This window comes from Bacillus sp. GW823-FHT06B01 (assembly GCF_058952315.1).
Genome location: NZ_JBXAHR010000001.1, coordinates 1,092,467 through 1,105,071 on the forward strand (window position 1 = coordinate 1,092,467; position 12,605 = coordinate 1,105,071).

Annotated in this window: 17 protein-coding genes and 1 pseudogene; 2 read left to right on the forward strand and 16 right to left on the reverse strand. The window is 37.3% G+C overall.

What is annotated here, in order from left to right; genetic code table 11:
• Positions 1-318: 318 nt before the first annotated feature.
• The 5 genes from AC1Q8N_RS05665 to AC1Q8N_RS05685 all read right to left on the reverse strand — a co-directional run bounded on the left by AC1Q8N_RS05665 (position 319) and on the right by AC1Q8N_RS05685 (position 5,587).
• The gene (locus AC1Q8N_RS05665) at positions 319-660 is read right to left on the reverse strand and encodes a hypothetical protein (protein ID WP_098642999.1); all 342 of its coding nucleotides are present in this window, start codon (positions 658-660) and stop codon (positions 319-321) included.
• A gap of 656 nt (positions 661-1,316) precedes the next feature.
• On the reverse strand, positions 1,317-2,486 hold the full coding sequence (locus AC1Q8N_RS05670; protein ID WP_048540973.1) for a DEAD/DEAH box helicase: 1,170 nt from the start codon (positions 2,484-2,486) through the stop codon (positions 1,317-1,319).
• A gap of 19 nt (positions 2,487-2,505) precedes the next feature.
• The gene (locus tag AC1Q8N_RS05675; RefSeq protein WP_116443145.1) at positions 2,506-3,033 is read right to left on the reverse strand and encodes a hypothetical protein; all 528 of its coding nucleotides are present in this window, start codon (positions 3,031-3,033) and stop codon (positions 2,506-2,508) included.
• Positions 3,034-3,123: 90 nt separating this feature from the next.
• A complete protein-coding gene (locus tag AC1Q8N_RS05680) occupies positions 3,124-4,812 on the reverse strand; it encodes a formate--tetrahydrofolate ligase (RefSeq protein ID WP_012644371.1) in 1,689 nt (562 codons plus the stop codon).
• 94 nt (positions 4,813-4,906) lie between these two features.
• A complete protein-coding gene (locus tag AC1Q8N_RS05685; RefSeq protein WP_060488566.1) occupies positions 4,907-5,587 on the reverse strand; it encodes a class I SAM-dependent methyltransferase in 681 nt (226 codons plus the stop codon).
• Positions 5,588-5,791: 204 nt separating this feature from the next.
• Between AC1Q8N_RS05685 and AC1Q8N_RS05690 the strand changes: the two genes are divergently transcribed.
• The gene (locus tag AC1Q8N_RS05690; RefSeq protein WP_048540980.1) at positions 5,792-6,130 is read left to right on the forward strand and encodes a hypothetical protein; all 339 of its coding nucleotides are present in this window, start codon (positions 5,792-5,794) and stop codon (positions 6,128-6,130) included.
• A 30-nt stretch (positions 6,131-6,160) separates the two neighbouring features.
• On the opposite strand, the gene AC1Q8N_RS05695 is transcribed toward AC1Q8N_RS05690, so the two are convergent.
• From AC1Q8N_RS05695 to ytfJ, 4 genes are all read right to left on the reverse strand, one after another.
• Complete coding sequence (locus AC1Q8N_RS05695; protein WP_000798747.1) at positions 6,161-6,373, reverse strand: hypothetical protein; 213 nt, start codon at positions 6,371-6,373, stop codon at positions 6,161-6,163.
• Positions 6,374-6,442: 69 nt separating this feature from the next.
• Complete coding sequence (locus tag AC1Q8N_RS05700) at positions 6,443-6,763, reverse strand: hypothetical protein (RefSeq protein WP_048540982.1); 321 nt, start codon at positions 6,761-6,763, stop codon at positions 6,443-6,445.
• 51 nt (positions 6,764-6,814) lie between these two features.
• Complete coding sequence (locus AC1Q8N_RS05705) at positions 6,815-7,591, reverse strand: oxalate:formate antiporter (RefSeq protein WP_000014094.1); 777 nt, start codon at positions 7,589-7,591, stop codon at positions 6,815-6,817.
• A 160-nt stretch (positions 7,592-7,751) separates the two neighbouring features.
• The gene (gene ytfJ / locus AC1Q8N_RS05710) at positions 7,752-8,177 is read right to left on the reverse strand and encodes a GerW family sporulation protein (protein WP_000349987.1); all 426 of its coding nucleotides are present in this window, start codon (positions 8,175-8,177) and stop codon (positions 7,752-7,754) included.
• A gap of 132 nt (positions 8,178-8,309) precedes the next feature.
• On the opposite strand from ytfJ, the gene AC1Q8N_RS05715 reads away from it, so the two are divergent.
• Positions 8,310-9,095 (forward strand): GNAT family N-acetyltransferase, encoded by a 786-nt coding sequence (locus AC1Q8N_RS05715; RefSeq protein ID WP_098131840.1) that lies wholly within the window; start codon positions 8,310-8,312, stop codon positions 9,093-9,095.
• A gap of 112 nt (positions 9,096-9,207) precedes the next feature.
• Here AC1Q8N_RS05715 and AC1Q8N_RS05720 read toward each other — a convergent pair.
• The 7 genes and pseudogenes from AC1Q8N_RS05720 to AC1Q8N_RS05750 form a co-directional block, all read right to left on the reverse strand.
• Positions 9,208-9,540, reverse strand: a pseudogene (locus tag AC1Q8N_RS05720) (hypothetical protein); the annotation flags it as partial.
• Between the two features lie 14 nt (positions 9,541-9,554).
• Positions 9,555-9,833: a hypothetical protein gene (locus tag AC1Q8N_RS05725; protein ID WP_098375359.1), complete on the reverse strand. Its 279-nt coding sequence runs from the start codon at positions 9,831-9,833 to the stop codon at positions 9,555-9,557.
• 75 nt (positions 9,834-9,908) lie between these two features.
• Positions 9,909-10,910: a hypothetical protein gene (locus AC1Q8N_RS05730; RefSeq protein WP_098375358.1), complete on the reverse strand. Its 1,002-nt coding sequence runs from the start codon at positions 10,908-10,910 to the stop codon at positions 9,909-9,911.
• Positions 10,911-10,970: 60 nt separating this feature from the next.
• Positions 10,971-11,219, reverse strand: a complete 249-nt coding sequence (locus AC1Q8N_RS05735; RefSeq protein ID WP_098375357.1) for a hypothetical protein — start codon at positions 11,217-11,219, stop codon at positions 10,971-10,973.
• Between the two features lie 44 nt (positions 11,220-11,263).
• Positions 11,264-11,512, reverse strand: a complete 249-nt coding sequence (locus tag AC1Q8N_RS05740) for a hypothetical protein (RefSeq protein ID WP_098375356.1) — start codon at positions 11,510-11,512, stop codon at positions 11,264-11,266.
• 1 nt (position 11,513) lies between these two features.
• Positions 11,514-11,684: a hypothetical protein gene (locus AC1Q8N_RS05745; protein ID WP_179885531.1), complete on the reverse strand. Its 171-nt coding sequence runs from the start codon at positions 11,682-11,684 to the stop codon at positions 11,514-11,516.
• Between the two features lie 79 nt (positions 11,685-11,763).
• Positions 11,764-12,570, reverse strand: coding sequence for a hypothetical protein (locus AC1Q8N_RS05750; protein ID WP_098375355.1), 807 nt, complete (start codon positions 12,568-12,570; stop codon positions 11,764-11,766).
• Positions 12,571-12,605 lie beyond the last annotated feature (35 nt).

Below are 12,605 nucleotides of genomic sequence, written 5' to 3' on the forward strand. Positions count from 1 at the left end.
CTTCCTTTCACGAGCTGTTGTAGACCCACTATGTATTCCACGCTCAATAATATTTTTTCATAATAATCCAATTCTATCTTAAGGTCAGGGAAGGTTTTCGGCATTTTCGTTCGCCAGGGGTTCGCAAAATCTGTATAATATTTAAAACTTCGATTCTAAAACACCACGTTTTATGGGGGAGAGATAAATCCCTTTAAATATATTTGTATTACTTCGGATATGTCCACTTTATTCTACTGATAGTTCTCTATGGAAAACAACTATAAAATATGGAGTAATTAAATTTAAGTGAAAAAAGACCACACTTTCTAGTGTTTTTTACGCTTCAATATCTTTCCCTTCTGCTACCACTGTATCTCGCCACAACACAAGTAGTTTTCTAAATTCAGAGGTCTCAATTTTACATTGGTTATTTGGGGCACTCATAAATAAGTTAATAGTACTAGTATAATTAGGTTCAATGTAGACTGCTGCTACGTTCCCTTCTATTTCATATTGCGGAACTTCTTGCTTCACTACAGTATCTAAAATCTGTATATACTCATCTGCTTCATCATCTAAAATATCTTCTAAAAAATGAGAAATTATAGAAATCTCTTTGGGCAAACGTATTCTTAATCCGCCGAGTCCATCACGGTAAAATTCGTATATGCATTCCATTTTTCACCTCCTAATATAAATAGATTACACATTTATCATCTCATTATTCTGTATATTTTTTCTATTTTAAATCTGAGAGAGGTTTGTCTTACATATCTAACTGTATCGACTTCAATCTTATTATTATTTGCTTCTCACGCTTTGGAATTAACAGTTACTGTCGTACGCATTACATGTGGTATTGTTTTTGAACTGCGTCAGAATCAGAACTCATTTGCGTAGCAATTTTTTCAGTTTTTTGAACATTACTTTGAAAGATTGCCATTATAATATAACTCCTTACTGTAATATGTTTTTTAATTACAAAAGAAGAGCCTATGTAGTTTTTTATATTAATGATATTTAACAGGGAATATGTAGTATTTTCATATAACCCAAAGTATAGACCCTATATCAATAAGTTAATCCATAAAATGGAGCACATCATTAATTATACCAATACATCCTTACATTGACTTAGAAAAAATTCAAGTTAGTGAATAATCTTTCTATATATTTTTAAGAGGAAATAATTAGTACCTAAAATGAGCATATTGACTCAAATAAAAAAGACGTAACTATAAATAGTTACGCCTTCCCTATTATTTATCCCGTAAACGTCCGATTGATGAGGGATAATAATCAGTGGAGGAATCCCCACTGATTAAAGTTTCACATTATCTAGGCTTTTTCTTCCCAGTAAATGCTGGTTTCTTTTTCTTTGGTGCTTTCGGTTTCGTTTCTACAAATGATCCGTTGAACATTTCTTGCTTCGTAAACACGATACCTAATTTTTTTGCAAATTGAAGTAGTTTACGCTCTTCTTGTTGTGTTACAAGAGAAACGACAGTTCCTTCTTTACCCATACGTCCTGTACGTCCTGAGCGGTGAATATATTGGTCTACTGTGTCTGGTAACTCTAAGTGGATTACATGTGTTAAATCATCGATATCAATACCGCGTGCTGCAATATCAGTAGCAAGTAAAATTTCTAATTTCCCGCTGCGGAAAGCACGCATCGTTGCTTCACGCTCTTGCTTACTTGCCTCTGAATGAAGAGCTGCTGCTTTCATTTTACGGAATTGCAATTTCTGAGTAATTTCATCTAAACGGAATGGGTCATTTAAGAAAGCAACTGCTTTTACATCGCCCATATGCATAATTCTTCTTACGTAATCATTTTTTTCGCGTCGCTCACAAATGATATACGTATGCTCAACTAAGCTTTTTGACTCTGCACGTGTTATACGTACTAATTGTGGTTCAACTGCTAAATCACGTGCAGCATCTTCTGCCACTTTTGTAATTGTCGCCGAGAAGAATACTAATTGACGATCCCGCATTGTAGATTTAATTACATCTTGTACTGCGCCCATCATCTTTTGTTTTACAATTTGATCAAACTCATCAAATACAATCGTTTTCACTTCATGCATCTTTAGCTTTTTCATTCGAATTAATTCTAAAATACGTCCTGGTGAACCGACAATTACTCTCGGGTGTTTCTTTAATTTTTCAACTTGGCGCTTAATATCTGCACCACCAATTAAAGATGCCCCTGAAATTTCAGTCCCTGCTGTAAACTTTTGAACCTCTTCGTGAATTTGCATGACAAGCTCACGTGTTGGCGCTAAAACAACAACTTGTGGTTGTTTTACTTCAGGATTAATTTTATGTAAAAGGGGTAATAAGTACGCTAATGTTTTTCCTGTTCCAGTTGGAGATTCAGCTATAACGTCTTGTCCTTCTAAAATAGTTGGAATCGCTTGTTTTTGAATTTCAGTTAATTCTTTAAAACCAGCCTTCTCCCAAGCTTGTTGTAAAAATGGTTGCATATCTTTTATCATTTGTTTTTCTCCTTTATCTCTATTTTTGAAGAAAATGTTGTATTGTTCGCACCGTTTCTATCATGTGTGAAATAACAGCTATTAAATCATCAACATGGTCTTCTGTAATCGCTTTTTGAAATATAACCTCTACCTTATTATGATATGAAATCGCTTGCTTATTATATTCGTATGAAATTTTCTGCGTAATCATTCTTTCTTTTCCCCATATAGAATGCATGAAATTTTCAATTTCTTCACACACTACCTCTGGCTTTTCTATCGGGAATGAAAATGCTAACTTCATTTCACAACCTGGTGTAAATTGTGGGACTTCCAATATTTCACCAGATAAGTTCTTTGCATCTACAGATAGTGAAAATGTTGCTTCTACTAACTGTTCGAACGGCTCTGTTAATTGAAATGAAATATTGTATATACGACTTAATGAGGCAAGGTCCATCATATCTTTTCGATCTGTTACAAGAATATCTCCATGTAAATCAAAATCATAAACAGCACCTTCTACGATTACTTTTAAATTATCAAAAGCAGTTGGATCAAACATAATTTCCTCCAAAAAACAGGCGCCTTTCGATGGAAAGGCGCCACTTGATGTATATATAGTTTACAGATAAACGAGATGAATTACAACCTTTTAGAATAAACCTACTGCTTTTCCATCTTCATTTACGTCCATTTGTAGTGCTGCTGGCTGTTTTGGAAGGCCTGGCATTGTTAACATTGTTCCTGTTAACGCAACGATAAATCCTGCACCAATTGATGGTTTCAGCTCACGAATTGTAACGATAAAGTCTGATGGACGACCTAATTTTGTTGCATCGTCAGAAAGAGAGTATTGTGTTTTCGCCATACAAATTGGTAGGTTACTCCATCCTTCTCCTTCATATTGAGCTAATTGCTTACGTGCTTTCGGAGCAAATTCAATATCTTTTGCACCGTACACTTTTTGAGCAATTGTACGGATTTTTTCTTCTAATGGTAATTCTAATTCATAAAGTGGTGCGTAGTTGTTCTCACCTTTTTCGATTTCTTTTAACACTTTTTCAGCAAGGTCAACTCCGCCTTGGCCACCTTTCTCCCAAACTTCCGTTAAGGATACTGCATAGCCACGCTCATTGCACCACTCTTGTAAGTATGCAACTTCTGCATCTGTATCTGTAATAAATTTATTAATTGCAATTACGAAAGGCACACCGAAGCTTTGAATTGTTTCAACATGCTTCTGTAAGTTTTCCATACCTTTTGCTAATGCGTCTACATTTTCTTCTTTTAATTGATCTTTTGCTACGCCACCATGCATTTTAAGCGCACGAATAGTCGCAACAATAACAACTGCTTCTGGTTTAATGCCAGCTGCACGAGCTTTAATATCTAAAAACTTCTCTGCACCTAAATCAGCACCGAATCCAGCTTCTGTAATAACATAATCACCTAATTTTGCTGCCATTGTTGTAGCGATAACACTGTTACAACCGTGAGCGATATTCGCAAATGGTCCGCCGTGAATGATAGCTGGTGTATTTTCTAACGTTTGTACTAAGTTTGGTTTTAATGCATCTTTTAATAATAATGTTAACGCACCTTCTACACCTAAATCTTTAACCGTTACAGGTTGATTTGCAAAGTTATAAGCAACTACGATGCGAGATAGACGCGCTTTTAAATCTTGAATATCTGTTGCAAGGCAGAATACCGCCATAATTTCAGATGCTACTGTAATATCAAAACCGTCTTCACGTGGTACACCTTGAACTGGTCCACCAAGACCAATTACTACGTTACGAAGGGCACGATCATTTAAGTCAACACAGCGTTTCCAAACGATTTTACGTGTATCAATTCCAAGTGTGTTTCCTTGTTGGATATGATTATCAATAAACGCCGCTAACGCGTTATTAGCAGTTGTGATCGCATGGATATCTCCAGTAAAGTGAAGGTTAATGTCTTCCATAGGTACTACCTGTGAAAAACCACCACCTGCTGCTCCGCCTTTTAGTCCCATTGTTGGTCCAAGAGATGGTTCGCGAAGTGCAATTACTGTTTTCTTACCAATTTTATTAAAAGCTTGACCTAAACCAACTGTTACTGTTGATTTACCTTCTCCAGCTGGAGTTGGGTTAATCGCTGTTACTAAAACAACTTTACCGTCTTTCTCGTTCTGTAAGCGCTTAAAAATGTCAAGAGATAACTTACCTTTATAATGCCCGTATGGCTCTAATTCATCTTCTAAAATATTTAATTCAGCTGCAATTTCTTGAATCTTCTTCATACTCGCTTCTTGTGCGATTTCAATGTCGGATTTAACTGTTGTAGTAGTTGTCATATACCCTAGTCCCCCTTTAATTGGTTCTGATGATATTGTATCAGTTTTTTGTATTTTCTGCACTTATTTACCTCCTAAAAATTCTTTCATTTCTTTATGCGTTTTTTAACATAAATACCCATAAGAAGGTTAACGATTGTTGTAACTCAATAGGTAGTTGACCTAGCATCTTCTCATTTACTCCGCGCTTATATACACCGATGCCATCTACAACTTCAAAACCTTGTTCTTTCGCTAACTGTTCAAACTCCCAAGGCATCATCGTATTACAAACAACGTCTTTGCCATATAAACGAGGATAACTGTTCTCTCGAGGCTTTGCTGTCGGTCCTAAAATTGCAATACATGCATACCCATCTCTTTTTAAAACGCGCTTTATCTCATTTAATGCTCGTAATGGCTCCTCGGTCCATTCTAAAGAATTTATTGCCATAATTGATTCGAATTGCTCATTTTCAAATGGTAAGGAAGAAAGATCCCCTTTTATAAAAGATAAATTCGGTCCTTCTCCACGCTCCTTCCCTTTTTGAATCATCACTTCTGATAAATCTACTCCAACTGCTTTATAGCCCGCGCGACTTAATTTATATGTACCATATCCATCCCCACAACCAACATCGAGCACCTGAGCTTCTTTCTTCACATACTGTTCAAAAAATGGAATAATTGTACTCCTACTCCCGCTGTCCCACATCTCTTGACTATTTTGATTCCAAAATTCTGCACTACTATCCCATTTTTTCTCTGCTGATTCATGCCAATTAAATTTCGTCATACATTCCCCTGCCTTCACGTTTTATCACTCATTTCATTCTACATCATTTTCCAAAATTCCTGTTTATCTTCATTAGGAGATGTACAAGCTAATAATGGAATCTTTATTCTCCAATTTTTGCTTTACTTGGGTTTAACTCATACTCATGTTCTTCTCTTTGTGTAAGATACTATAGGTACACCCAATTGAAAGAGAGGGATGTACATGCGAAGAAAGAGAAATCATCATTTTAAAAGTGGTGAAAAACACGAAGAGTATGCAGCTGAAATATCACCAGCTGGCATACCAATTAGACATAAGCGTAAAGAAATTGCAAATGAAATAGAAGGTACAAACACCGGTGCAATGATAGGCTATGTCGCTTTATTTCTTTCGCTTTTCTCAATTGCATTTTATCCAGTTACACTCGGCTCTCTTGCGATTTTAGTCGGCTTATTAGCTGTCAATTTCGGAGCGAGAACACTTGGATATACAGCAATTGGTTTTGGTAGTTTTTCTGTTTTATTTACTTTACTCTATCCGCTTTCTTTGTCAGCGTTTTAAAAAAAACACACCAAGTTATACTTGGTGTGTTCATTCGTGATACAACATAATATGACCGCATCCACAGCAATGTTTCGCTGTAATTTCTTGAAACACTGGATAATTTTCTTCATCCCTATGTTCAATAAACACCTTTTCAAAACGGTACATGTTTGGCGCATATGCCCAATCTTGTTTCGTACGTGCATACAAAGTTGAGGAAAAAAACTCCTCACCACCGCAAACGATACATGTATTCTTCATTACTATCCCTCCTATGCTTGTCTTACTTCATCTATATGAACATAAGCATAAGAAAAAGACCTTCTATTACTAGAAAGTCTTCTCTGAAACAAAAAGAAATGTACCAAACATTCCTACTCCGCTATATTCTTTCGTAACACCAGCTTCTGTTTTAAATGTTTGCTTTGCAGTCATAAAGAATACACCATTTCGTGCATCTGTACTTTCAAATTGTAATTTTTCTTTTTTACCATCTACATTTTGTGTGCATTCAAAACTACTCTCATCACATTTCAATGCATACTTATCCTCTACATATACTTTAAAATCCGATTCTTTCGGACAAGTAATAAGTAAAATCGCTACGAGAATAATACTTACAATACCCACAATTGTATAATATTTCTTCATTTGTACTCCTTTCAAATGACAAGAAAACTTGACTTCATGCGCCAAGTTTTCTTAGTCCACAACCCATTGCCATTCTTGTTCTTTCTTATCAAAAATAAGCCAGCCCGTCTCTGTTGCTTCTTCTTTCAATTCATCGATATTATCTAGCACCTCATCCGTACTTTCATACGAACCAACTACATATACCGGAATTTCAAGACCTCTTCTTGACTCAATTTTCCCTGCTAGATCAATATAAAGACCGTCCTCCATTAATGGAAGAAGCCCCATGATCACTTCTTTCGAAATTGCTGGGAAAATTTTTGATTTTTGGAACAAAGAAAAACGTTTCTTACCGAAAGCACCGAGTTTATAAGGAATGACTTTACTTAACATCCCTACAAAGTCAGCAATTCTACGATAATACACTTTGTTGTACCATCCGTCATCATGTGAAAAATAAACAAATCTATTTTTCAATAGCGGAAAGAATGTTCTTGCAAGTGGTTCTTTTTTGTGAGCCAAATATAAAAGCTCTGCAATTTCTTTTGGCTCTAATTCATCTAAATCGCTTGCATCATCAAAATCTACCCAACAAAATTCATCAAATTCATCAATCTCTGCTTGAATTAGCTTATGTATATTTTCTTCCTCAACATATTCAAATAAAGTATGATAATGAAAATCTGTCCATTCAAAGTTATGCTTCAAAAGCAACACTTGATGAAGCGGTGAAGGGATGTTACTTGCAAACTCTTTAAACGTAATTCCTGATGTAATAAAACAATGACCCCGACGATTACCATTAATATATATCATATTTTTTACTTGGTCAGATCCTCCAGACAAAGCACCTAGCCACCTTCGTTTTATATGTTTCAATTCTATAGCATATTTTAACATGAAAAATTTTAGAAACATAGAAAAAAATTCAAAAACTATTTACAATTTCATGTGTTTTATTACATAGTGATTACAAGAAAAAACACCTGCTCGTGAGCAGGCGTTTTTAAAGGATTTCATCTGGGTTTTGAGGATGATGATTTCCCTCTTTCTTTTCATCTTTTTGGAACATCGATTGAATTTTATCAATTGTTTGTGGAGCTAATTCAATCATTTTTTCTGCTAAATGTGTCGCATTTTGTAGATGCAGAATATTTACTCCATCTTTATTCACTACAAGAAATGCTACTGGTGTAATAGAAACACCACCCGCGCTACCGCCACCAAATGCAGGGTTACCGTTCGCTCTTTGTCCATCATTCGTTTGGAAATCAGAACCTCCCGCTCCAAACCCGAACGCTACTTTAGAAACCGTTAACACCACACCACCGTCAGCCGTTTGAACAGGCTCTCCAACAATCGTATTTACATCAACCATTTCTTTTAAATTTTCCATTGCTGCTTTCATTAACCCTTGAATTGGATGATCCACCGTTCATAACCTCCTTTGTCATATCTTTCCTAGTTTTTCCGAAAGTTTGTGAACTAAACATAAAATTTTATATTGATTTCAAAAAACTTAAGTTGTAATATTTAGAAAAATAAAAAAAGAGGTCGATTCGTTATGATGCGAAAATTAATAAAGAAAGATCATGAACAAGTATTTTCCTTTCTAAAAGAAGAAGCAGCCCTTAACTTATTTATTATTGGAGATATTGAGGCTTTCGGTTATGATACAGATTTCCAAGAACTATGGGGAGTATTTAAGGAGGATGGAACATTACAATCGATTTTACTCCGCTTCCATGATGCATTCATACCATATAGTAAAGAAGCATTTGTTACATCTGATTATGAGACGCTTCTTTCCTCATATATGCCGCTTAAACTATCTGGCAAGTCAACTATCGTAGAAAAATTTGAAACTTCTCCTGCTATTCAACTAGGTGCCAAAAGTGATATGTATTTTTGTGAATGTCTAAATGGCAACAGCTTACCTGACACGCCTATTCATGAAACGATTAAGCTTGCATCAATAGATGATGTAGATCGAATTATGCAATTAAGAAGTAGCATCGATGAATTCTCGACTGCTAATGAATCAGAGAAAATATTAAGACAAGCTCTCGAAACAAATACGGGACGTACTTATTATATTGAAAAAGACGGCGTAATCATCGCATCCGCCTCTACTTCCGCTGAAAATTCATTATCCGCTATGGTTGTTGGCGTATGTACACACCCGAATTATCGCGGAAATGGCTACGCTTCACTCATATTACAAAAAATGATTCAAGACTTTACGAAAGAAGGCCGAACACTTTGCTTATTTTATAACAATCCAGCTGCTGGACGAATTTATAAACGTCTAGGGTTTAATGACATCGGGATGTGGACGATGTATCGATAATAAGAAGCAATGTTCGCTTAATTACGATACTTTAGAGGTTGTGTACGTATAATGAGGAATGTTTTTGTTCAATACGGTTGTTGATACCGTTCACTCTTAACGATGTTTATCGTTATCCACATTTTACCCTACATCTTACTATTTGTACAAGCCGTAATGTGTGGATTTCGTTAAATAAATACCGCAAAAAAGACGCAGCCTCTATAATATCATCACGATTTAGTCGATGCACATCTTCTAATTCCGTACATGTCTATTTGTCGATATACACCGTCCTGCTAACCTTTTCTTTCGACCCACCTTCCCTAATACGCTCATGTAACGAATGGATCGAATTAGTATTCTTCTGCGACGAATTCTTTTCCTTTTCTTGAATTTTCCATAGTTCACTTACCACTTTTTTCGTAGGATTATTATCCGCATTTTCCGCCTGCGCATCGCCAGTCCTTCCGATAACTATTAATATCCTCGTGCTTGCTCCATTGATTGTTGTTTATGTCGAAGTCTAATGTCGATTTTGTCCACTAGTTGATCCGCTAACATATTGATGCCGCGATCATCGCGAATGCTCACGTCGCTTAAATCCACATTCACGATCGTACTACCGCCAGTGTCTCCGCTTTCCTTCGCATCAATTACCACCTTTACCTTTGCGACGTCCTCGCTATCAATAATTTCGTCGTGTGCTACCATCATTCCAATATTTCCGATAGTTTCCGCATGTTTTAATTCTTTCATAGTATCGCTTCCCTTCGTTTAATTAGTAAAGGCGAAACCCTCGCAGGATTCCGCCCAGTTTGTTGCGTTAATTAATTACGCTACCTCTTTTTGTGACTCTCTCGCTTCTTCTTCGAGTTCGAACGCCTTGAATAATTCGTCCCTTTCTTCCGCCGAAACCATCGGTCTATAATACCTAGTGCCGTCATGGTCGAACCAATAAGGCGTATCAGTCGTATATAAGTATGCTTCCCTGCGAGTCGGATTCGCCGTTATATGCTTCGTGTCCTCGCTTTGTTGCATCTTCCATACCCACATTGTATAGCGCTCATACATATCTAACGTCATGAAATTAATCATCGCCGAGCATACTTTATATTCGAGAATATTTTCTATAGTAATTCCGAATCTATCCGCAATCTCTCGGAATCGTTTCGTGCGAATCCATAAAAGAAACGGGAGCGATCCTTTTGATGAATTTAATTCACGACGTATTGGAAGGAAATTTCCGATGTGACTTCCGCCAGTTAGTCGAGTAGGGATTACGTGGTCTATCGTTACGTTTTCCTCGCTCCCTGTTAGTATGCATGTACCATTTAAAACATACTTTCGGAATTCGCTAATGCCTTCCCCGTCAAGTTTGGCGTGTAGCCCTAACTCTTGACTAGTTTTCGTATGTTTCTGTAGTAGTTTATCTTCATTCTGACAGGGGCGACACTCGCTGCGATACTTATTCCCGTCCGTACTATACTCGGAAATTGTCTTTTCTTTTCCGCACGTAATACATACCTTTTTATCGTTTATGTTTACTTTTGCTACAATTTCCGCTCTCCTTTTACGCCTATGTTCCGCCATGCACTTTTTACACTTATTGTGATGACTGTCCTTTTCTGCGCTATTTTTCGGGAATGATTCGTATGTTAGTAGTTCCCCGCAATCACTGGTACATCGTTTAAATTGCCGTACCGTGCCATCGGATAGTGTGACGTTGTATCGCTCGACTTTGCCCTTTCTTTTAGTAGAGATTGTAATAGGCTCTAGTTTCATTACCGTAAATTCTGACAGTAATTCTCGTGCTTTTCCGTTAGTTGATTTCATTTCGATTCCCCCTGTTAATATTGGTTTGGTTGGTTGGTTTATATAATATGGTACGTGAAATTATTTACTTCGCAGTTTTAATACGTTACTCTCGAATGATTCGTCTTCGGTCATTCCGAACCTCCTACGCTCATAAGCTGATAAACCTCCGTCGCCTTTCTTTACGAATGGTACGGCATTCCATTTCCCTGCGATATGGTCGTAAATCATATTAAAGGGCTTCTTTCCGAATTTCTTTCGGGCTTTCGTCATCGCTTCCGCCAGGTACTTTTGTGGGTTGTCTTCTCTAGATTTCATTGCGTTTGTCATTCGTAAAACCTCCGTTAGTTTAGTAGTTTGGTTGGTTGGCATTGCTATTCGTCTCGGAAATCATTTTCCGCAATATAGTTAACTTGTGCGATTGCGTATAATATGGCATGGTCTTTGCGTCGTGTCCGCCACGCTCGATTGTAGAGCCACTTTAATTCCTCTATCGATACTTTCGTATCTTTGCTTCGTTTGTCCGTAGCTTCGAGTTTATAACCCGCATACTCTTCCGCTCTTTGTATTAAATCTTCGTCGCCCTCTATCGTAATGTGTCGCCCGTGTTGTCGTATGCGCATTCTATTCTCCTTTCGAGTTTGGTGTTACCGTGTACGTGTTATCCACCTTGAATTTAACCGTAATATCGTTTCCGTATCGTATGTGTATGCTATCCATTCGTCGTGCGATTTCCTTGTAATTAACTTGTCTCTTATTTGTTACGATTTGGATAGTTGTAGTAGTTGCTTTCATTTCCATTTCCTCCGAATAGTTTAGTAGTTTGATAATTTATATGAGAGGGAAGGCTATTGCCCTCCCGTACAATTCTCGCTTACTTAATTAGATGGCCAAATTTAGCGTCACGATCGTAATTTTGAACCGCTTCGGCTTTTGCCGTGAAATACCCGTCGATGTCGTTCGCATACTTTAGCGTGTCCATCGATATTTCTTTCAACGCATTTTCTAGTACTATCGTATTTACGAATGCCGTATTTTGCATTTGTTTAACGCTTGCTAGTAATTGACTCGCTTCTTTTTGCGTTGGCGATGTCGATTGCGCTTCGAGTTGCGTATTAATACGCCCTAGCGCTTGTGTAAATGCCGTACGTTCTACGGAATCCTTTGCGCTTCCGATTGCTTCGGCGCTCATTTGCATGAAGTCCGCATGTACTTGCTTTGCGAAGTGTTCACCCTCGCTCGCTAGTTGTGAGAATGATTCTAACGCAGTAATTTTCGCTTGTACCGTTGGTGCGAATAGGATAGCCGTCTTTAATTTATCGGCTTGCATATCGAATAGGCGTTGTTCGTTTTCCGTAGGCTTTGCAATATCCTTATTGCTTAATAAGATTGCTTCGGCGCTTGCTCGTGCGTCAGCTAGGAAATTATCGTATGCTCCTTTGATGTTCGATAGTCCTCGCATTACTGCTACTTCTTGTTGTTTCTTATACTTCTCTTTCTTCTCGTGCTTGCCTTGTGTCGTTAGGTTTTTATCTTGTCCGATTTTTTGAATACCGCCACGCAATTCAGGCAGTACTTCTCGTGCGAAATAGCCCGTAACGCTTCCCGATAATTCTCGTGCTTCTCTCATGTAATCCTTAATACCTTCGATGTTTAATTTCGTGTTTAGTGTGCTAGTCATTCCCCATTACCTCCGTTAGTTTAGTAGTTTGATTA

Bases quoted from the DNA above. Each gene is read 5' to 3' on its own strand.
- AC1Q8N_RS05690 (WP_048540980.1), top strand. From the start codon at position 5,792: ATGCGAAGAAAGAGAAATCATCATTTTAAAAGTGGTGAAAAACACGAA.
- AC1Q8N_RS05680 (WP_012644371.1), bottom strand. From the start codon at position 4,812: ATGACAACTACTACAACAGTTAAATCCGACATTGAAATCGCACAAGAA.
- AC1Q8N_RS05675 (WP_116443145.1), bottom strand. From the start codon at position 3,033: ATGTTTGATCCAACTGCTTTTGATAATTTAAAAGTAATCGTAGAAGGT.
- AC1Q8N_RS05740 (WP_098375356.1), bottom strand. From the start codon at position 11,512: ATGCGCATACGACAACACGGGCGACACATTACGATAGAGGGCGACGAA.
- AC1Q8N_RS05700 (WP_048540982.1), bottom strand. From the start codon at position 6,763: ATGAAGAAATATTATACAATTGTGGGTATTGTAAGTATTATTCTCGTA.
- AC1Q8N_RS05745 (WP_179885531.1), bottom strand. From the start codon at position 11,684: ATGAAAGCAACTACTACAACTATCCAAATCGTAACAAATAAGAGACAA.
- AC1Q8N_RS05715 (WP_098131840.1), top strand. From the start codon at position 8,310: ATGATGCGAAAATTAATAAAGAAAGATCATGAACAAGTATTTTCCTTT.
- AC1Q8N_RS05730 (WP_098375358.1), bottom strand. From the start codon at position 10,910: ATGAAATCAACTAACGGAAAAGCACGAGAATTACTGTCAGAATTTACG.
- AC1Q8N_RS05735 (WP_098375357.1), bottom strand. From the start codon at position 11,219: ATGACAAACGCAATGAAATCTAGAGAAGACAACCCACAAAAGTACCTG.
- AC1Q8N_RS05725 (WP_098375359.1), bottom strand. From the start codon at position 9,833: ATGAAAGAATTAAAACATGCGGAAACTATCGGAAATATTGGAATGATG.
- AC1Q8N_RS05750 (WP_098375355.1), bottom strand. From the start codon at position 12,570: ATGACTAGCACACTAAACACGAAATTAAACATCGAAGGTATTAAGGAT.
- AC1Q8N_RS05685 (WP_060488566.1), bottom strand. From the start codon at position 5,587: ATGACGAAATTTAATTGGCATGAATCAGCAGAGAAAAAATGGGATAGT.
- AC1Q8N_RS05665 (WP_098642999.1), bottom strand. From the start codon at position 660: ATGGAATGCATATACGAATTTTACCGTGATGGACTCGGCGGATTAAGA.
- AC1Q8N_RS05695 (WP_000798747.1), bottom strand. From the start codon at position 6,373: ATGAAGAATACATGTATCGTTTGCGGTGGTGAGGAGTTTTTTTCCTCA.
- AC1Q8N_RS05670 (WP_048540973.1), bottom strand. From the start codon at position 2,486: ATGATAAAAGATATGCAACCATTTTTACAACAAGCTTGGGAGAAGGCT.